General features: G+C 42.0%; 11 protein-coding genes, 1 tRNA gene and 1 CRISPR repeat array. Of the genes, 5 read left to right on the plus strand and 7 right to left on the minus strand.

Annotated features, from left to right (window positions below):
* From VE944_RS32380 to VE944_RS32395, 4 genes are all read right to left on the minus strand, one after another.
* Window positions 1-1,458 carry a hypothetical protein gene (locus VE944_RS32380; protein ID WP_324987374.1) on the minus strand — a complete coding sequence of 486 codons (1,458 nt, stop codon included), beginning with the start codon at window positions 1,456-1,458 and terminating at the stop codon, window positions 1-3.
* A 22-nt stretch (window positions 1,459-1,480) separates the two neighbouring features.
* Entirely contained in the window at window positions 1,481-5,458 is a 3,978-nt protein-coding gene (locus VE944_RS32385) for an Eco57I restriction-modification methylase domain-containing protein (protein ID WP_324987377.1), read from the minus strand.
* Window positions 5,459-5,470: 12 nt separating this feature from the next.
* A complete protein-coding gene (gene drmD / locus VE944_RS32390) occupies window positions 5,471-8,737 on the minus strand; it encodes a DISARM system SNF2-like helicase DrmD (RefSeq protein ID WP_324987379.1) in 3,267 nt (1,088 codons plus the stop codon).
* A 568-nt stretch (window positions 8,738-9,305) separates the two neighbouring features.
* Complete coding sequence (locus tag VE944_RS32395) at window positions 9,306-9,467, minus strand: hypothetical protein (protein ID WP_324987384.1); 162 nt, start codon at window positions 9,465-9,467, stop codon at window positions 9,306-9,308.
* A gap of 162 nt (window positions 9,468-9,629) precedes the next feature.
* Here VE944_RS32395 and cas12k point away from each other — a divergent pair, with 162 nt between their 5' ends.
* Window positions 9,630-11,537 carry a type V CRISPR-associated protein Cas12k gene (gene cas12k / locus VE944_RS32400; RefSeq protein ID WP_324987387.1) on the plus strand — a complete coding sequence of 636 codons (1,908 nt, stop codon included), beginning with the start codon at window positions 9,630-9,632 and terminating at the stop codon, window positions 11,535-11,537.
* 495 nt (window positions 11,538-12,032) lie between these two features.
* Window positions 12,033-12,576: a CRISPR direct-repeat array (repeat unit 37 nt; unit sequence GTTTCAACAACCATCCCGGCTAGGGGTGGGTTGAAAG).
* Between the two features lie 439 nt (window positions 12,577-13,015).
* On the opposite strand, the gene VE944_RS32405 is transcribed toward cas12k, so the two are convergent.
* Window positions 13,016-13,089: transfer RNA gene (locus VE944_RS32405), tRNA-Pro, on the minus strand.
* A 142-nt stretch (window positions 13,090-13,231) separates the two neighbouring features.
* On the opposite strand from VE944_RS32405, the gene lipA reads away from it, so the two are divergent.
* The 4 genes from lipA (at window position 13,232) to VE944_RS32425 (ending at window position 18,426) form a co-directional block, all read left to right on the plus strand.
* Window positions 13,232-14,110, plus strand: coding sequence for a lipoyl synthase (lipA, locus tag VE944_RS32410; RefSeq protein ID WP_324987390.1), 879 nt, complete (start codon window positions 13,232-13,234; stop codon window positions 14,108-14,110).
* A gap of 151 nt (window positions 14,111-14,261) precedes the next feature.
* On the plus strand, window positions 14,262-15,191 hold the full coding sequence (locus VE944_RS32415; RefSeq protein WP_324987393.1) for an NAD(P)H-dependent glycerol-3-phosphate dehydrogenase: 930 nt from the start codon (window positions 14,262-14,264) through the stop codon (window positions 15,189-15,191).
* A gap of 1,116 nt (window positions 15,192-16,307) precedes the next feature.
* The gene (sigC, locus tag VE944_RS32420; protein ID WP_324987396.1) at window positions 16,308-17,558 is read left to right on the plus strand and encodes an RNA polymerase sigma factor SigC; all 1,251 of its coding nucleotides are present in this window, start codon (window positions 16,308-16,310) and stop codon (window positions 17,556-17,558) included.
* A gap of 412 nt (window positions 17,559-17,970) precedes the next feature.
* Window positions 17,971-18,426 (plus strand): Fur family transcriptional regulator, encoded by a 456-nt coding sequence (locus VE944_RS32425; RefSeq protein WP_324987399.1) that lies wholly within the window; start codon window positions 17,971-17,973, stop codon window positions 18,424-18,426.
* 130 nt (window positions 18,427-18,556) lie between these two features.
* Here VE944_RS32425 and VE944_RS32430 read toward each other — a convergent pair whose 3' ends face one another.
* The gene (locus VE944_RS32430; protein ID WP_324987402.1) at window positions 18,557-19,669 is read right to left on the minus strand and encodes a peptidoglycan-binding domain-containing protein; all 1,113 of its coding nucleotides are present in this window, start codon (window positions 19,667-19,669) and stop codon (window positions 18,557-18,559) included.
* 9 nt (window positions 19,670-19,678) lie between these two features.
* A partial coding sequence (locus tag VE944_RS32435) for a cobaltochelatase subunit CobN (protein WP_324987405.1) occupies window positions 19,679-20,561 on the minus strand: 883 nt, incomplete at its 5' end.

Consider the following 20,561-nt stretch of genomic DNA (forward strand, 5'->3'; position numbering starts at 1 on the left):
TTAAAAATAAGCAAATATAGAATTTACATCATCAAATTCGGGAATTTTATCGGTTTTTAAGGTTACTTCTTGAGAAGCCATATATATTATTTTGTTTTTTATCTCTGCGAATAGTTGCGGATTTTGGTAACTACTTTTGCTATCCAACTCTATGAGTTTATCTAAGCATTCTATTAATGTTTGTGGTTCAATATACTTGATATTTTTATTTTTCATTAAGGTTTGTTCTTGAGATGCTACCAAGTTTTCTATGTTTTCAATATCTAGTTCATCATCTTGTTGATGTTTCTTTGCTTGTCTGATTACATGAGTTACTTTTTGCTCTAATCTTCTAGCACTTCTGTATTTTCGTATTTGAATATCTTTTAAAACTTTCTCTTTAAATTTGATTTGATAATGCTCGATAATTTGTTTGTTATCTTGAGCAACTATTTTGTCATCATAACTATCTTGGGCAATGCTGAGTGATTTGTGGTAATATGCCAGCGTATTTTCTGCTAACTTTAACAATTCTTTAGCCTTTTTAAGCAATAAAATATCTAATAATCGCTTTGGCTTATTAGTGTCAATATTCATCAAAGCATTTTCTTCTAATGAACTACTGGTTAAAGATAAATATTTATTTATAGAAAAAACAACTTCTTTGATAGTATTAATTTTGTCATTTTCCTCCTTTATTAAAATATCTTTAATACTCCTATATTTATTTTTATATTCTTTCAAAGCTTGTCCTTCTAATTCTGAAACATTGCTACTAGCAGAAAAGAGTTGGGCGAATATGCGGACTAAAGCTTTAATAGTATCTTCGTCACGCGCAGCCCAAATATAAAGAGGACTAGCTTTTTTATAGTTGCCAAGTAAATTATTCAATTGTTCTAATTCTTGGTCTCTTTTTTTTGTTTTTGCAACTATGTTGGCATCTTTTCTCGAAGTTAACCTGTTGCGTTTCATATAGCTATCAATTTCCTTGTCATATTTTTCTAGGATGCTTTCTTTTCTGTCACCTAGTTTTTCTATTGCTTCACCTAAAGTTTCACGAAATTTTTGTTTACATTCCTTAATTGCATCCAAACCACTTTTGACTTGCACAGGATACAAATAACCTTCGTGTTCTATAATTACATCCCATTTCCACTTCACATCAGCATTACTATTATGTAGTGTTTGCCAAGCCTTAATTTTTGGTAAAACATTTAAAGCGCAAAGCAGAATATCTACTGTCCATTGTCCTATTTCATGCTCTGGAGTATTAATGTCATAAAATATTCCAGAGGTTTGTTCACATAATAAGTCTACAAAATCTTGGGATTGTGAGTAACAATTACCAAAAATCCCGTATTCATCTTTGTCTATTTGACCTGTGATTACTTTTCGCGGTGGTTCGGTAATTAAAGATAATTCATTATCCTTGTTGGGATTGTTCAATTCAGAATTGATGCGTGGAATAAAAATACCCATGAGTTTTTCTATTTTGTTGAAATTAATATGTTTGTGATTCTGTTAAACCAGGAATAGTAGCAGTGCTATTGGTTGTGGGTTTTCCAGTTTTCCGAGTCTTTTTAGTATTTCCTTTTGTTTTGGATTTATCTGCACCTTTACCGCCTAAAATTTCTGCTTCGGCGCGTTTTTGGTTTAAATCAAGCAAGCGTGCTAAAACCTCATCGTGGATTTCTTCGCACCAACGATAACGCCAGGGTTTTTTCTTTTGTCGTCCACTGCTGTTTTCTGTGTCTTCTTCCTCTTCGTAGTCGAGGATGAAATCGCAGTCGGTGGGGATATCTGACCAGCCGTAAGCGTCGAGGACGGCTTTATCCATTGCGGTGTGGAGTTCGCGGAGTTTGAGGATTTCGGGGTCGTATTCGTCGGGGTCGTGGAAGCGGTTGTAGGTGTCGGTGAGTCCTTGGTTGTTGCGAACCATTAAGGCGGCGCGGTATTCGTAGTATTCTTTGCCTATGGTTTCTAGCGTGGGGTTCGTCTCCCAATTTTCGGGGAAGGGGAAGGTTTCAAAACAGTCGGAGGGAGTATATACAGGATCATCTTTCATAGATGAACCAAAGAATAAAGCCCAAATTTCATGTATGCGGGAATGTATTATTGCAAAAGACGAAAATTTTGGTAAAGCAAATATAACTAATTTTTGATCGAACACATAATTAGATTTCAAAAATGTAAATGTTCGATATTTACTTGTTTGACAGCATACTAAAACTTTTTCAAAAGGAGCAATCAGTTTATATTGTTCAGTTCTTTTATTAAAGAATTGCCACCAAGGTGTTTTAGCTACTTGTGCAGGTGCTTTTTCTCTTTCTGGTTTAACTTTTTCTTCCAGAATTATCATGAAATCACTCCACAACCTAGCTTCATTTTCAGTCATCTCCCCAAAATTAATCACATAACGAGTATGGGAATGAGTTGGGCTAGAATTTACTTCTTCACCTCCTATATAAGGAAAAATGCGTTCCAAATTCTTAGGATTCTTATCTAGAAGACGGTGCATTTCTTTAATAGGCGTTGCTTTAGCATCATTATCATCAAACAAAAAGCCTTGCCCATATATTTTTACTCCTATAAAAGATTTATTTTTATTCTCTAGCAAAGATATGGGATTATTATGGCTATCTGCATGGAATAAGAAAGCGGATATTGAACTATAATATTTTCCATCCAACAATTTATTTTTTTGATAATTTCCCTTAATGATATGAATGATACTAACTATAACTGCTGCAAAACCTGGCCATTTAAATCTCTTCTGTGCCTTATATATAGAACCGCCAGAATTACAAATATAACGTAATCCACCTAATCTTGTATCTCCTTGTGCAATAGTATTTGTTGCAATAAGCCCTAATGTTCCATCTTTTCGTAATACATTAAATGCTTGCCGGAAAAAGTATGCAACTAAATCCATTCGATTACCTGTTTCTGGGAAATAGGTGGTTATCCAGTCAAGATACTCTTTTGAATAATTTGTAGAAATTCTACTACCACCCATAAACGGTGGATTTCCAACAATCGCATCAAACCCTGGATTATCTCTATGAAATACCTCTGGAAATTCAATTTCCCAATTAAACGGCTTCACAGATTTATCTGCTTGCCGCATTTTTTTACTAATACTTAAAACCTCTGCACTTTCATCTGAATTTCGCCGCCATTTAAAATAGTTTTGAAATAATTTATCTCTCTCCTCCTTCCTCGCTTTATCTTTCTCTGCCGCAAAGAAAGAAGCAATCACTAAATCACCTTTGAGACGAGCATCATGTAATAATTCCTCAGTTGCTTGATAAAAATCACGCTTGGCATCGTAATTTTCTTCACCTAAACTCTGAATCTCATCACGGTTAAACTTAACCTTATTTAGTTGCTCATTAAACAAAGGCAACTCTTTATCATCATAGGTAGTATCTTTTTCCCAGTTAAACTTAACAAGTTGGTCGCGGGTTAAACCTACCAACGAATCCCCACATTTCAGCGCATGGTCTAAAAATGTAAAAGGGTGCTTCTTGGCTAAAGTTACCAACCATAAAGACAACTTCGCCAAATTCACCGCAAACGGGTTTTTATCCACCCCATACAAACAACGCTGCGCCACCAAACGCCGCGCATAAAGTAACGGTTCTTCATCCGATGGAACATCTGAAATCATGCCATGTTGATTCCAAGCTTCCACCAGTTTTTCTGCCAACTGACGACAAGCTTCTACTAAGAACGCGCCTGACCCTACAGCTAAATCACATACCTTCAAAGCCAAAATTTGGTCTGGTGTGGGACGTTCTCCCAATGCTTCCAAAACAGGTCTGAGGGTTTCTTTAACTATCGGTTCTGTCAACGCACGAGGCGTATAATGAGAACCACTACGCCGCCGTTCTTCCCCTGGTTGCAAATACAATGAACCAGCCGCCAGTAAAGCGGGTGTTTGCGGCGATATCTTCCGCCCTAAAGCTGCAATTAAATCCTCGGCGGTTTTCGCTTGCTTTAACTCGGCCAATGATTTACCGGAAATTTCACAACCTGCAACTTCTTTTAAATACTTCGCCCTGTCATTGGCTTTGGTGTTTAAAACTTCATCGACGCTAACAACGACAGTTACAGAGGTTTTCGCACTCTTGGGTTTACTCCATACACCAATTGATTTTGAAGTAGCATTATTTACCTCATAACCCATTATCGCGGAGTACACTGAACCAATTTGCTCAACATCTAAAGAACGGTATGATAAACGCTCACCATCAAGAACAAGTAACCCTTGCAATACTTTGTGAATTACTCCATCAGAAATGCGTGGCGGTTCAATCAAATCCCATTCTTTATAGGTAGTATGGCGAGAACGACCTTCTAAAAATGCGTACTCATCTGGGTCAAAAAGCTGTCCGTGACGCGCTGGCAAATATAAATCAGCATGACAGCCGCCATCGTAAACTAAGCGAAAAAGACTGAGTAACCACGCCCAAGCACCATAACGCTGTTCCATTGTGTCAGGATAGTTACCCGCATCCTCGCGCAATCTCTCATACAGTCCAGTTACCGAATAGTTGCGCGTGTAAATGGAACCCTGCGGCATCAAACCCTCATCTTCCGCATACAACAGAAACACCAACCGCAACAAAACTGTAATTAATCCACCGTAGATGTGTTGGGGGTCGTTTTGGGCAATGTCATCAAGCAAGAGTCCTTTAGCATGGTCATTCGCAGCTTGAAAACCACGCAGTAATTCCCACAGCGCATCAACTATCTGTTCTGATAACTTGGTAGAAACTTCGTTTTGGTACTTGCGGCTATTTTGCAGCAAGGCTACTAAACGGCGGTCTGTTGGCGCATTGAACACTCGCTGTTCTTCCAACAACATCTGCATTGCACCCAAAATCAACCGTCCCGATACTTCGCACATCGCCTGTACCGGAAACGTCAGGTGTCCAGAAGATTCACCGCGTGGGGCATATACCAAACGTAATTCAGTACCATTACACAAAATACCTACAGGAATTTCTTTCTCCCGCAACAGTCGCTCAAACTTCGCCTGGGGGTTGGCGTGCCATCCTGTAGATTTGATATTCTCGCTGACTCTATCAAGGTCAGTACCAGAGGAAATGACCTGTACCAGCATTAACCAACCACCGTTATCAGGGTTGGGTATGGCATAGGTTGGTTGTAAGGTTTCACTGTATTCTGGTAGCGATACCGCCAAATCCTCTGGACTCTCGACTAAATCTGTTGGTTGCCAACCCAGAATTTCAACAGTGAAGGTGGGAAAGTCAGAAAGGACGCAGGTGTTGTTGCTGCTGTCATCGGAAGAATCTTGGCTAACTATTTCGGTTAACCGTTGCTGTAACTCAACAACGTTGCGATTTACCGACATTTGGGCATTATTTAACGCCGTTGGCGACACTACCAACCCCACTGGCTGAAGAAAGCCCAACCATTCCTTATGCGCTTGAATTTCTCTATCCTTAATCATAGCCCTCACCCCTTAACCCGAAACTGGCCACAAATAAATCAATCCCACTGGTTCAACTCGTACCGCCCTAACTTCGTAGGAAGCCTCAATTCGGGCAGGTTCAGAATTAATCTCTCCAGCAAGTTTCTTCAGTCTCTCCTCCCAGTGGCGACGGTCTGCTTCTAACTGCCGTTTTTCCTCGGCCGGGAACTCTGCAAACGGAATCGATAGCTGGATAGCTTTGATTTGCTCGATTTCCTGCTTGCGTTGGCTAATACGCTGCTGCTGCTGTTCGAGAATTTTTTTCATCTCCACAGCTTCTTTTTTGCCCCGTTCGGTTAACTTTTTCTCAGCCCTTTGAGCCAAAATATTGGCACGACGTTCTAAATGGGGAATCAAATCAGCAATATCTTCAGTAGCATTCTGCTTCAGCAGTTCTTTAATCGTCTGGGATGCTTTTTGCAAACGAGGGGAAGCTAAAGAATCTTCTAACAAAGCCAGTACGCTGTCTTTCTCCCCTTCGTTTAAAGGTTGTAGTTTCTTGCGTCCCCTAGCAACTGGATCAGACCATTCCGCAGCGATCGCAATTACTTCGTCATGCAACCGCGAAGCACCCTGTCCGTAAACAGATAAGCGTCCCAAGGCGATAACTTTCGGTATTGGGTCATCAGTCAGACAAACGCAAGCGCGGGTTAACTCATCATGTAAAAACCCTTGCGCTAAAAATCTTCCTAAAAGACGCTGTACAACCCGATGTTCTAAATGCAGGTGAACCACATCCCCATCTAACGAACAAGGGTCACGAAATACTACCGGACGAATCGCTGCTTCCCGTCGCCATTCCCAAGGCTTTTGTCCTTTCTTGCGTGGCGGTCTTAAGGTATCAAGAGTATTCGCCCAAGTTGGGTCTGCGCGTTGGTCAAGGGGTGGAAGCACCCAGCGTGCAGTAGCAGAGTCTTGACAAGCTTCTTGACTATCCACTGGGGTGAGGGGAGTTGCACCGAGAATTTCTAAAGAAGCGGAAATAGCATTGCGGAAGTGTTCATCACTCAGTCCCAACCAATCCCGCGACGTTTTCAACATCTCTTGCAACTGGGATAATTGCTTGGTTAATTCTTCTCTCCGCAGTCGATTTTCTTCCAATTCCTCGTTTACTATCTGTAAATTAGGTAAATCAGTTTGTTCTATGGAAGCAGTAATATTAGTTACCTGATTGTGGCGAATACCATCTGACAGCAACCGTGATAAATTTTTCTGCACAACTGGCGAAAGCGTCCCCAATTCTTTTTGAATTGTTTCGGTCTTCTTCACCAGCACTTTCAATACTTTGTCCTCTGTCCGTTGCGCTAAAACAAAGTAGTAGCAGTGAACAATAGGCGATCGCTGTAATTTCCTGTCAATACGCCCGTTGCGCTGTTCCATCCTCGACGGGTTCCACGGCACATCAAAATGGAATAGGTCAGCACAATTGTTTTGCAGGTTTACCCCTTCCCGTGCTGCATCCGTAGCTATGAGAATGCGGAGGGGGTGACGTGATGGGTCGGAGTTAAAAGCATTTTTAATGGCTTCCCGACGTTCTTCGCCAATACCGCCATGAAATACATCAATGCGTTCCCTTTCTCTGTCTGAGCCTGCGATCGCTTCTTGAAGCTTTTGCTGTAGGTAGCGTTTTGTGTCTGTATATTCAGTAAATATAATGACTCGCTTATCTAACCAAGCAGCATTAGGTTTACCCAAATCAGGACAGAGATTTTGTTTAATCCACGCCACTAACCTTTCAACTCGCGGATCTGCTTGATATCTAGCTTGGTTGGCTACATCGGTCATCTCTTCTAAAATTTCCAATTCCCGGCTGCTTAACCCAAAGCTTGCAGCCTGCCCAGTAGCCACCGTTACCTGAGTATCTTCTTCCGCTTGTACTTCTTCTTCTGCTAATTCAGCGCGTTCATCGTCAGCACCAGGGGCTTCTAACAGTAACGGTAAATTCTCGATAGCGTTTTCAGAACGGTTAGCCCTGAGCGTTCGCGTAGTGTCTCGTAGAGAAGCTGAAGGGTTAACAGATTGCTTTTCTATCGCCATCCGATGAACTTTCAAAGTACGTGCAAAAGCTTCAATGGAAGACAGCAGACGCTTTTGTAGCGAAGTGATTACTAACATCGCCGCATTTTGCGTTGACTTTGGTGCTTCCTTCAGCCGTTCTTCCCGCAGACTGCGGTATTCTTGTAGCAACCGTGACAGTTTCAATTCGGGCGCATCTTCTGGAAGGTTATCGATAACGATAGGAATCACCCGCCGTTCGGGAAATTCTTCGCCAATCTCCCGTAAATCTTGCTTTAACCGCCGTACCATCACTGTGTCTAAGAGCTTGCTATCTCGCACAGGGACACCTCGACAAAACCGTTGCGGGTCGAGGATTTCTAATAAAGCTGCAAAACTATTGGAATGACCATTATGAGGAGTAGCAGAAAGGAACAGCTTATGTTCAAACCTGGGCGCTATATCGCGCACAGTGCGGGTTAACTGAGAATCTACAGCGTACTTTGCACCACTAGCTGGGGCGGCGTTGTGTGCTTCATCAAGAATCAGCATTGATGCGCCTGTAAAATCTCCCAACCAATCACGCAAAGGAGCAGCATAGGTTTCATCGCGTAACAAAGCATGAGAAATAATGAAACGGCTGTGAGTTGTCCAAGGGTTAATTCCATAACCCCGTTCTTGACGACGACTAGCCACAAACTCACGGTCAAAAATCACAAAAGTCAGCCCGAAGCGGCTTTCCATTTCTTCTTGCCATTGCCGTACAACCGACGGCGGACAGGAAATCAAAACACGGCGAACTTTTTGCCGCATCAACATCTCTCTTAAAATCAGCCCTGCTTCGATGGTTTTCCCTAAACCAACATCGTCAGCAATAAACAAAGCTACTCTAGGCATTAATAAAGCTTTACGTAGCGGTTCAAGCTGGTAAGCTTTGACTTCAATACCTGCTCTGTAGGGTGCTTGAAAAAGTTTCGGGTCAGTTGAGGTAACACAATTCCAGCGCAGAGTGTGGAGATAAGCCGAAAATAGACGGGGATTGTCAAAACCTCGGTTTGCTATGGACTCCCAGGAAGTTTTACCTATGACTTTCGCATCAACTTCCCTTTCCCAAAGAACTTCTAACTGTTCTCCTAACGCATCATCTTCCAAACACGAAAGGCAAACTAAAGTGTCTTCCTTCACCAAAGGTTTAGCCACTACATCTTCTACAAGATACTGCCGCGATCGCACCCGCACAATTTGCCCAGTAACAACACTCATCCTCTAGAATCCTTTGCACGCTGAAATCCCTACACCAACCGCAGAAAAGCCATTTTTTGCATGAAAAATTACCTGTGAAGCGATCGCTTACAGTTACAAATCCGTAGATTTTAATTGAGTATAAAAATTTAGGATTTAAAATACTTGTAAATTTACTTAGCCCAAAAACCAATGTATTTTTTAATACTTAATTTAAGAGTACATTAATTTACATTATTTAAACCATTTGAGTCTATTTAATAAAAGTATCGATATATTTTGCCCATCATAGCCATACATAATTATGGCTATAAGCGTGAGCAAGCATACCAAATTGTATGTTTAAAATGTAGCAATGCATCATGCAAAACGTATCAGTATTAGTACTGATATTACTATAAATTCCAACCCAGTTAGTCAGGCTTATATGTGATTGTGGTAGTCAGATTTGATGAGAAATTGCGATCGCACTGTACCGTCTATTGAGGATTTTGATAGGAATTACCAGAACCGAAACGGTTCCAGGATATAGCCACCATTACCAAGAATTAGTTAACCCAAATAAAACGTCTACTGCTGTTAACTGACTCTATTTGTCACTAGACGTAGACTCATGTTTTTTCAACCATTCCTTAATAGCCTCCTCCAATGCCGCTGTCTGGGTTATTTCCAGACGGGCGCAGGCTATCTCAAATGCAATTTTTAAGTCTTTAGGGAGTCTTCCCCTAACCTCTCTAGTTTCTTCTGCCATCGTAATTTGAAGCCAAAGTTTGCGGCTTTTATTTTTGCACAGCCTCTCAGTAAAAAAACATTTGCGGTATTGCGGTATTGCGGAATTGCGGTATAATTAAAAAATTAAAAAAACAATTAACAACCCCGTCAGTTTTATCGAATCCACAAAGCTGAGGACACCATGAGCGTTATTACAATTCAATGTCGCTTGGTTGCTGAAGAAGACATTCTCCGTCAACTGTGGGAACTGATGGCTGAAAAAAATACACCACTCATCAACGAATTACTGGCACAGGTAGGAAAACATCCAGACTTTGAAACCTGGCTAGAAAAAGGCAAAATATCTACTAAATTCCTCAAAACGCTTGTTAACTCCCTCAAAAGCCAAGAGCGTTTTGCAGGTCAACCCGGACGCTTTTACACCTCAGCGATCGCTCTAGTAGATTATGTATATAAATCTTGGTTTGCTTTACAGAAACGAAGAAAGCGCCAAATAGAAGGGAAAGAACGTTGGCTCACAATCCTCAAAAGTGATCTACAACTCGAACAAGAAAGTCAATGTAGCTTAAACGCAATTCGGACTAAAGCGACCGAAATTCTTACCCAATTTCCCCCCCAGTCCGAGCAGAATAACAACCAGATAAAGGGTAAAAAGACTAAAAAATCTACAAATTCCAAAAAATCTTCGCTTTTTAAAATTTTTTTAACCACTTACGAAGAAATACAAGACCCTCTTACTCGTTACGCTCTCGCATATCTGCTCAAAAATAACTGTAAAATCAGTGAACTCGACGAAGACACAGAAGAATTTACTAGAAATAGACGCAAAAAGGAAATAGAAATTGAGCGATTAAAAGACCAACTCCAAAGTCGCATACCTAAAGGTAGAGATTTCACCAGGGAGGAGTGGTTAGAAACTTTAGAAATTGTCACCGTCAATGTTCCTCAAACTGAAAAAGAGGTAAAAGCTTGGCAAGCAGCACTTTTAAGAAGAACTGCTGATGTCCCCTTTCCTGTAGCTTACGAATCTAACGAAGATATGACATGGTTAAAAAATGAAAAAAATCGTCTCTTTGTTCAGTTCAATGGCTTGGGAAAACTGACCTTTGAGATTTACTGCGATAAGCGTCATTTGCACTATTTCCAACGCTTTTTAGAAGATCAAGAAATTAAACGCAATAGTAAAAACCAATACTCAAGCAGTTTGTTTACTCTGCGCTCAGGAAGGCTTGCTTGGTTGTCAGGTGAGCAAAAAGGTGAACCTTGGAAAGTAAATCAACTAAATCTTTACTGTGCTTTAGATACTCGGATGTTGACTAATGAAGGAACTCAACAAGTAATTGAAGAGAAAGTCACAAAAATTAACAAAATTTTAGTGAAACAAAAACAGAAAGATGACCTCAACCCTCAACAGCAAGCTTCTATTACTCGTCACCAATCCACGTTAGATCGAATTCATAACCCTTTCCCTCGTCCCAGTAAGCCTAATTATCATGGACAACCCTCAATCCTAGTTGGCGTTAGTTTTGGTCTAGAAAAGCCAGTAACAGTAGCCGTGGTAGATGTTGTTAAAGGTGAAGTTCTAGCTTATCGCGGTGTCAAACAACTACTTGGTAAAAACTACAACCTTCTCAATCGCCAGCGACAGCAGCAGCAACGCCTATCTCATAAACGTCACATAGCTCAGAAACAGAATGCACCCAACTCCTTTGGTGAATCAGAGTTAGGGCAATATGTCGATAGATTATTGGCTGATGCAATTATTGCGATCGCCAAAAACTATCAAGCAGGGAGCATTGTACTACCAAAACTACGTGATATACGGGAAATAATCCAGAGTGAAATTCAAGCCAAAGCAGAGAAGAAATGTCCTGGTTACAAGGAAGCTCAACAAAAATACGCCAAAGAATATCGTATGAGCGTTCATCGCTGGAGTTATGGTCGATTAATTGAGAGCATTCAATCCCAAGCTGCAAAAGTTGGAATTTATACTGAAATTGTTACACAGCCAATCAGAGGTAGTCCACAAGAAAAAGCGCGAGATTTAGCCGTCTTTGCTTACCAAGAACGTCAAGCCGTTTTAATTTAATTCACTAATCCGAACCTTGAAAATATAATATTGTTATAACAGCGCCGCAGTTCATGCTCTTTTGAGCCAATGTACTGTGATAAATTTGGGTTAGTTTGGCGGTTGTCAGACCGTCATGCTTTCTGACCCTGGTAGCTGCCCGCTTCTGATGCTGCCATCTGTAGAATTCTATAGATGGGATAGGTGCGCTCCCAGCAATAAGGAGTAAGGCTTTTAAGCGTAACCGTTATTCATAACGGTGTGGATTACTACAGTGGTGGCTACTGAATCACCCCCTTCGTCGGGGGAACCCTCTCAAATATTTTTTTGGCATGTCGAAGCAGGGGCAAAATCCCTGGAGTTCTGCCAAAATCTTAAAACCCTTGTAATGTCTTAACTTCAGAAACTAGTATGTCAGTTGATTTAGTTTTTTGATGTGAAACAAAGGAAGCTTTTTCAGAGATATGCCAAATTTGTCTTTGGAAAGCTTTATTTGCAAGGGGTCTAGGCGGCGGGGTTTCAACAACCATCCCGGCTAGGGGTGGGTTGAAAGTTGCGCTGAATCAGTTGCCGAATAACTACTGAAGTTTCAACAACCATCCCGGCTAGGGGTGGGTTGAAAGTCTTGTAGGCCAATCAACCGTTGGGCATCGAGAGGTTTCAACAACCATCCCGGCTAGGGGTGGGTTGAAAGTTTATTGCTTTTATTGCTTTAGTATGCAATATAGTGTTTCAACAACCATCCCGGCTAGGGGTGGGTTGAAAGACGCAAGCTCCCCTCGATGTTATTGAGGCGACGACTGGGTTTCAACAACCATCCCGGCTAGGGGTGGGTTGAAAGGAAGCATCTAGAAATGTCATATTTAACTCCAAAAAAGTTTCAACAACCATCCCGGCTAGGGGTGGGTTGAAAGATATCTATCACATCCCCAGGCGATAGTTCCCGTTCTAAGTTTCAACAACCATCCCGGCTAGGGGTGGGTTGAAAGGCTAACGGCGCTCTACGTAGCAAGCTCTAGAGAGGTTTCAACAACCATCCCGGCTAGGGGTGGGTTGAAAGATGAAGCAGTATTTGCAAGCCACAGGGCAAGTGGCTTGTTTCAACAACCATCCGGTGTACGAATAAGTTACTAAGCTAATCGTCATTTAAATTGCACCATTTTCATGGTGGTAAAAGCTGCAAACCCTCTCCCCTGCCCCCTGCCCCCTGCGATCTCAATGTGCAAATTAAATGCTTAACAGCTTAGTATTGTTGAATTTTTATTTAAATTGCAAGCTTTTTGGGAGGGTTGAAAGGCGCACTTCGTTCGGGATTATCCTGAATGTTTGCAAATATATTGGAATTATGGTGAGTTTATAACTGAGCCTCCCACTCCACTCAAAGAAAGTCAGCTATATTTAAGTCCATACGAAAGCTGTTGACAAATAATTTGTCGCTCCACGGATTTTGACAAATAATTTGTCGCCACGGTCAAATAATTTGTCGCTCTACAAAAAAATCGGGATGACTGGATTCGAACCAGCGGCCCCTTCGTCCCGAACGAAGTGCGCTACCAAGCTGCGCCACATCCCGGCATAAAAATGCCATTATAAATTAACAATATCATAACCCATGCTAAATAACAGAATTACATCTATATATATATATGATCACTTTACCCAAGGCTTTGCTTGCTACGATTAAATTTGTAGAACTCTAGTGGTAAAAGCGGACTGTGACTGTAAAACCAGACTGGTTGCGGGTAAAAGCACCTGGGCGTGAGCGCATCGGTAACGTTAAAGATATTTTGCGGGATTTAGCCCTCAATACAGTTTGTGAGGAAGCGTCCTGTCCAAATATTGGTGAATGCTTCAATGCTGGGACTGCCACGTTTTTAATTATGGGCCCGGCTTGTACACGCGCTTGTCCCTACTGCGATATTGATTTTGAGAAAAAACCTAAACCACTAGACCCCACGGAACCTGCACGACTAGCAGAAGCTGTTCGCCGCATGAAACTTAATCATGTTGTAATCACTTCTGTAAACCGAGATGACTTGCCAGATGGTGGTGCATCTCAGTTTATAGCGTGTATTAATGCGGTTCGCACTGTTTCACCCAACACCACAATTGAGGTACTAATTCCTGACTTGTGCGGTAATTGGAATGCTCTAGAGTTGATTCTACAAGCTGCGCCAGAGGTATTAAACCACAATACGGAAACTGTTCCACGCCTGTATCGCCGGGTGCGTCCCCAAGGAAACTACGATCGCACATTAGAATTATTGCACCGTTCTCGCCAAGTTTCTCCTAGCACATATACTAAATCTGGTATCATGGTTGGACTCGGTGAAACTGATGCCGAAATTCGCCAGGTCATGCAAGACTTGCGAGCCGTAGATTGCGACATTTTGACAATTGGGCAATACCTCCAACCCAGTCAAAAACATTTGCAAGTAAATGAATTTATCAATCCAGAACAATTTGCTGCTTGGAAGGCATTCGGCGAAGAAATAGGATTTTTACAAGTTGTTTCTTCACCATTGACAAGAAGTTCATATCATGCAGAGCAAGTCAGGGAATTAATGCAACGTTATCCCCGCAGCCAATTTTAGATTTTAGATTTGTTCTTGCGTTTAAATTCGGGCACAACTCTTAGAGATGCTGTTCGCATTCAGACCTTTTTAAATTTTGGATTTTGAATTATTCAATTCCAAAATCCAAAATTTAAAATCTAAAATTCGGTGATGGGGAGACTTTTGATTAATGACTAATCCAAAAACTGTAGCAATTCTTGGTGCGGGTGCTTGGGGTGCATCTCTGGCAAATCTCGCCGCCGCAAATGGTCATCAGGTGCGCGTGTGGTCGCGTCAAGGTTCGCAAACTATCCAAGCAGTTTTAAAAGATGTCCAAATCGTCCTATCCGCTATCTCGATGATTGGTGTGAGGGATGTTGCTTCCCAAGTCCAGTCTTTCCCGCTTTCTCCAGAGACAATTTTTGTCACAGCGACGAAAGGCTTAGACCCTCAAACTACCTGTACGCCGTCGCAAATTTGGCAAAAAGTATTCCCTAACCATGCAGTGGTTGTCCTGTCTGGGCCTAATTTATCTAAAGAAATTCAAATGGAATTACCAGCAGCAACGGTGGTAGCCAGTAATATTCCCACGGCTGCGGAAGTAGTGCAGTTAGTATTTTCTTCTGGGCGTTTTCGGGTATACACCAATCCCGATCCTTTGGGGGTGGAATTGGGGGGAACGCTGAAAAATGTGATTGCGATCGCAGCCGGTGTGTGCGATGGTTTACAACTAGGAACCAATGCCAAAGCTGCTCTAGTCACCCGTGGACTCACAGAAATGGTTCGCATCGGCAACAACTGGGGTGCGAAGACAGAAACATTCTATGGTTTATCAGGTCTAGGAGATTTGTTAGCAACCTGCAATAGTCCCTTAAGTCGCAATTACCAAGTCGGCTATCAGCTAGCTGGTGGTAAGTCACTTACAGAAACTCTCGAAAATTTACAAGGAACTGCTGAAGGAGTGAATACTTGCCGGGTTTTGATGCAACGAGCCAAGCAAGAAAATATTCCTGTTCCAATTACTGAGCAAGTTTATCGTTTACTTCAGGGTGAAGTCACACCTCGACAAGCGCTTGATGAACTGATGCTGCGAGATATCAAGCCAGAGTACAACTATTAGCAATACCGTTTGGTTAAGGAATTTTTTGGTTGAGGCAGGGGGAGAAGAGAAGCAGGGGGAGAGAGAATTACTGAACAATAAGCCTCTTTCCTCCCCTGCTTATCCGAACCGTATTGTAACTACTAGTAGTCTGTGAATTCAACTTTGACGAAAAGATAAATTCTTCAATTTCTCTTCTTCCTTCTCTTCTCCAGGCTACGTGTACACACAAGTCGAAAAATCCTCTAACCACATTTTTGTCAGAGTGAAACTGTCACACTCACCCACATCGCGCCCAGAACTGAAGTTCAGGGCTGATAGCGAAAGTCCACTTAAGTGGACTTCAGCTATGAGACTCGGAATTCGATTCCGAGGCGGAATAGAAACGTAGTGCGAGATTTATTAATAAAGATATGGCTGCGGCAAGACTTGTGTGTACACCGACCGTAGCTTTTCTTAGGAGAGGCTGCGTCAACAAGACGCTGCGCGTAGCTTGCTTCCCCGTAGGGGTACGCGTCTTTGTGGTTCGTTCCTTAACACAAGGGTATTAAATTATATTTTTTCTCCCCCCTGCTTCTCTTCTCCCCCTGCTTCCCGTGCTCACCTCAACAGATAACTTCAGTAGACTAAACCCTATTGCAACCTCTTCTATCTCAGTGTCGATAGAATTTTTGCCGCTAATGCTAATCACTTTCTCAATATCTATTAGCTCTACTTATACCTGAATAATCCTGAGAAAAAATTGCTAAATCGTCAGGATATTACTTTTGTAGCCATGTAAATGTGACTATGCCAATTATAAAGATGACATTCACTTAAGGATGTTTATACTGTGTTACAAAAGGTACTATCGAAAAACCATCAAGGTTGAAATATTAACTAAGTAGTTGAAATATTGAAAACCTAGCTGCCGATTTGAATAGCTATTGGTTTAATCAAAAGTTTAGCAGCCGATTAAGTTCAGTAATGCTGTATCCAATAAAACCATTAGAGTTAATTTAAAAAAAAAACTGTAATGGAACGTTCAACCATGTTAGTTCATCGTAAATCACGGGAACAATAGCAACAGTTGAATAGCTGACCGTAATCTAAGCTGACCGAAATCTATTGTTACCTGGAGCCATTGAGACGATCTTTATGCCAGCAACATCTTTTTATGCAGATGCCCCCTACAATACCAAAAAGTCCCGCCAGGCTTTGGACTCGGATCTCACGGTTGACGAAAGTGAGTTATCGGTAGATGACCTACAGGAGCTAGAGATTGCTTCTGCTGACAATGCTAACTTTGCTGCTAACACTAACCGTCGGAGTACAGATTTAGTACGTCTATATCTTCAAGAAATTGGTCGGGTTCGCTTGTTGGGGCGCGATGAAGAGGTTTCAGAAGCTCAAAAAGTCCAACGCTACTTGCGGATGCGGATAGTACTTGCTAAGGCCGCCAAGGAAGGGGATGAAGTGATTACCCCCTATCTTCGGTTAATTGAAGTTCAAGAACGTCTTACCTCAGAACTGGGACATCGGCCGTCTTTGGAAAGATGGGCTGCTACTGCTGATATAGTTTTATCCGATCTTAGGCCGACTTTGGCAGATGGGAAACGTCGCTGGGCTGAAATCGCCAAGTTGACTGTAGAAGAGTTGGAGCAAGTTCAGTACCAAGGACTCCAAGCAAAAGAACACATGATTAAGGCGAATCTTCGCTTAGTTGTGTCTGTTGCTAAGAAGTATCAAAATCGCGGTTTGGAATTGTTGGATTTAGTTCAAGAAGGCACACTTGGTTTGGAGCGGGCTGTAGAAAAATTTGACCCAACTAAGGGTTATCGCTTCAGTACTTATGCTTACTGGTGGATTCGTCAGGGAATTACACGGGCGATCGCTACTTCTAGTCGCACCATCCGCCTCCCTGTCCATATTACCGAAAAGTTAAACAAAATCAAAAAGGCTCAACGCAAAATTGCTCAAGAAAAAGGTCGCACCCCTACTCTAGAAGATTTAGCAACTGAGTTAGAGATGACACCGACCCAAGTACGAGAAGTTTTGTTGCGCGTTCCTCGCTCCGTTTCTTTGGAAACCAAAGTAGGTAAAGATAAAGACACTGAGTTAGGTGAATTACTCGAAACTGACTGTGTAACCCCAGAAGAGATGTTAATGCGAGAATCTTTACAAAGAGATTTGCATCATCTTCTGTCAGATTTGACTAGCCGGGAACGCGATGTAATTTTGATGCGCTTTGGTTTGGCAGATGGTCATCCTTACTCATTAGCAGAAATTGGTCGCGCTCTCGATTTATCACGGGAACGAGTCAGACAAATCGAATCCAAAGCTTTGCAAAAGCTACGTCAACCCAAGCGTCGCAACCTCATCCGCGACTATTTGGAATCTTTAACTTAGTCATTAGTCATTTGTCATTATAAAACTATACTTGGCAAATGACTACGGACAAAAGACTGATTTGATCCCCTTGTAAAAAGCCTTTTAAAGGCTTGTAGCAAATTATTTGCATTTAGTTGTACAAGAGTTTCCCTATACCTTTGCTCAAATATCTTGAAGGTGGGGATCAACTGAACAATTCAAAATTAACTTATACAAAATTCAAAGTCAAGGGATGCAATCGTTACAAGTATCCTAACTATTAGCTGTATGCAAATTAAATGCACTACAGCTAATTACTTGATTTTTGCTCAAGATTTGATGAATTGTTCTTAAATATTTAGCATATATTCTCAATAGGCAATGATTGTTGCAAATTGCTCCCAAGATTTGTTATATTCTCAATTAACGAGCTTTGTTGAGAAATATTAGTATGACTGTTTACACAACTACTTCACTCAAGGCAGAACTGAATGAACGAGGCTGGCGATTAACTCCCCAGCGCGAAACAATTTTACACATTTTTCAAGAACTTCCGCAAGGTGAACATCTGAGTGCGGAGGATCTTTATCATCGGCTAGAAACTGATGGTGAAGGGATCAGTCTGTCAACTATTTATCGGACTTTGAAGTTGATGGCTAGGATGGGGATTTTACGGGAACTAGAACTGGGCGAGGGACATAAGCATTATGAAATCAACCAGCCCTATCCCCATCATCACCATCACTTAATTTGTGTTAGATGCAACTCAACTATAGAGTTTAAAAATGACTCAATTTTAAAAATTGGGTCGAAAACCTCTCAAAAAGAAGGTTTTCACCTGCTGGACTGTCAAATGACCATCCATGCGGTGTGTCCCAAGTGCCAACGGGCACTGATGCCGCTTTAGCACTTGGATAGATAAAAAACAAAACTACTCAAATTAACCAAATAAATGGAATTTTGAGCAGTTCGTAATTTACTGTTACTGGAGGCAAGCAACCAGTTGGGGACTGATACTAACAATGCCAAAGCGGATGTTAAAAGCGTCCGCTCTTAAGATCCTTGAGACTGATGCCGTAGAATTCTTGGGCTTGTTTAATTGCTTTTTTGGTGTCAGCGGCCATCACACCGTTGAGCTTGCCTTTATAAAAACCCCGCTCCCGTAGTCGCGTTTGGATTTCTAAGGTATTAAATTCGCTTTTGCTAGTAGTATTAACTGAGCTATATAATTTAGCTCGCGTAGTTGGGCCAGCAACACCACTTGCTGACAAGAAATTAGCTGCTTGGAATCTCCGTACAGCATCGGCAGTGTAAGGGCCATAGTAGCCATTTGGCTCTCCCTCTAAGTATCCTGCCTGGATTAATTGTTCTTGAAGTACTCTAACTGGCTCACCGCGATCGCCTACACGAAATTTATTTCGATTGACTACCTTTGTGGGAGCCTCTTCTCCATCACCAATGCCAACTCCCGGCAATTTAGCTAATGTTGCTGGGCCAACAATACCGTCAACGCTTAATTTGTAAGAATCTTGGAATCGCTTGACAGCTTCTTCGGTAATTGGGCCAAATATTCCTGTAGCGTTCCCGTAATAAAAGCCTGCGACTCTTAAGCGTTCTTGCAAAGCTCTGACATCTTCACCTTCAGCCCCTTTTGCAAGGTAGTTGGAATTACGACGTTGGCTAGTTGCTGAACTAGCTGAACTAGTAGTACTGCGCTTTTTGGCTTGTGCGCTTCTTACAGCAGTAGTCTTTTTCGCTTGCCAACTTTCTAATTTTTGCAGGGTGTTTGCTCCAACAATGCCGTCCACTGGTAAACCAGCAGCCTTTTGAAAGCGCCGCACAGCTTCTTGTGTGGATGCGTCATATACTTGGGTAACAGAAGATTGGTAAAAACCTGCTGTTTTCAACTTTTGTTGTAGATTTCTGACAGAAGGGCCTCGATCGCCTTGTTCCAGTGCCATGACGCTAGTAACAGCGCCAAGAATAGATAAAGACAGAGCAAGGGGCAACATATACTTCCAAGCCCTACCTGAAAGCCTTTTCCAGTCTGGTGCAGCTGCTTTGTTAAACAAAGAACTGAGGGAGACCAATTCACTGGGTGTGCTGTCTTCGTAGGCGAAAGCTAGGTGCAAATACGCAAGATTTTCCATATTTGTTTCCTACACCATTAATTTTTCTTCGATCACTGCTTCAGCTTGATGTACTAGGTTTCTCAAAGCTTCTAATGTTCCTATATTTACATCCTCCCACAAATTGCGCTTGTGTGCTTCTAATAATTTTTCAGCTATATCACGCAGTGCATAAGGGTTCTTTTCCTGAATAAATTCCGAGACTACTGGATCGAGCAAGTAAGCTTCTACTATGCCTTGATACATATAATCTTCGACGCATTTAGCTGTTGCATCGTAGGCGAATAAAAAATCTACCGTCGCCGCCATTTCAAAGGCTCCTTTGTATCCGTGGCGCATGATTCCTGCAATCCACTTAGGATTAACTACGCGAGAACGATACACCCGGGCGATTTCTTCTTTCAGTTGGCGGACTCGTGGTTTAGCGGGTATAGAATTATCACCAAAATAAGTTTCGGGATTTTTCCCCTGTAGAGAACGCACCGCCGCAGTTAAGCCACCCTGAAATTGGTAATAATCATCAGAATCTAGTAGATCGTGTTCACGATTATCTTGATTATGTAGGACAACTTGCATTTGCGCCAACCGTTGCTTGAAGGCTTCGGGATTGGAGATCGGGGGCTGGGGACTGGGGACTGGGGATTGGGAATTGGAAATTGGAAATTGAGTATAGTTATTTTCCTTGTCTCCTTGCCCCCTTGTCCCCTTGTCCCCCTTGTCCCCTTGTCCCCCTGCTCCCCCTGCTTCTGCTCCCGAAGAGTAGGCGTAAGAACTCCAATTAATGTAGGCGCGGGCTAAATCTTCGTCATCTGTCCAGTTTTGCGATTCGATTAATCCTTGGAGTCCTGCGCCGTAAGCACCTGGGCGAGAACCAAAGATGCGATAGCGCGATCGCACCACTGCTTCTTCTACA

Origin of the sequence: Nostoc sp. (assembly GCF_035638895.1) — a bacterium.
Lineage (GTDB): Bacteria > Cyanobacteriota > Cyanobacteriia > Cyanobacteriales > Nostocaceae > Nostoc.

What these genes read in the sequence shown, in the direction of transcription:
- VE944_RS32380 (WP_324987374.1), bottom strand. Translation starts at nt 1,458, where the DNA reads ATGGGTATTTTTATTCCACGCATCAATTCTGAATTGAACAATCCCAAC.
- VE944_RS32385 (WP_324987377.1), bottom strand. Translation starts at nt 5,458, where the DNA reads ATGATTAAGGATAGAGAAATTCAAGCGCATAAGGAATGGTTGGGCTTT.
- drmD (WP_324987379.1), bottom strand. Translation starts at nt 8,737, where the DNA reads ATGAGTGTTGTTACTGGGCAAATTGTGCGGGTGCGATCGCGGCAGTAT.
- VE944_RS32395 (WP_324987384.1), bottom strand. Translation starts at nt 9,467, where the DNA reads ATGGCAGAAGAAACTAGAGAGGTTAGGGGAAGACTCCCTAAAGACTTA.
- cas12k (WP_324987387.1), top strand. Translation starts at nt 9,630, where the DNA reads ATGAGCGTTATTACAATTCAATGTCGCTTGGTTGCTGAAGAAGACATT.
- VE944_RS32415 (WP_324987393.1), top strand. Translation starts at nt 14,262, where the DNA reads ATGACTAATCCAAAAACTGTAGCAATTCTTGGTGCGGGTGCTTGGGGT.
- sigC (WP_324987396.1), top strand. Translation starts at nt 16,308, where the DNA reads ATGCCAGCAACATCTTTTTATGCAGATGCCCCCTACAATACCAAAAAG.
- VE944_RS32425 (WP_324987399.1), top strand. Translation starts at nt 17,971, where the DNA reads ATGACTGTTTACACAACTACTTCACTCAAGGCAGAACTGAATGAACGA.
- VE944_RS32430 (WP_324987402.1), bottom strand. Translation starts at nt 19,669, where the DNA reads ATGGAAAATCTTGCGTATTTGCACCTAGCTTTCGCCTACGAAGACAGC.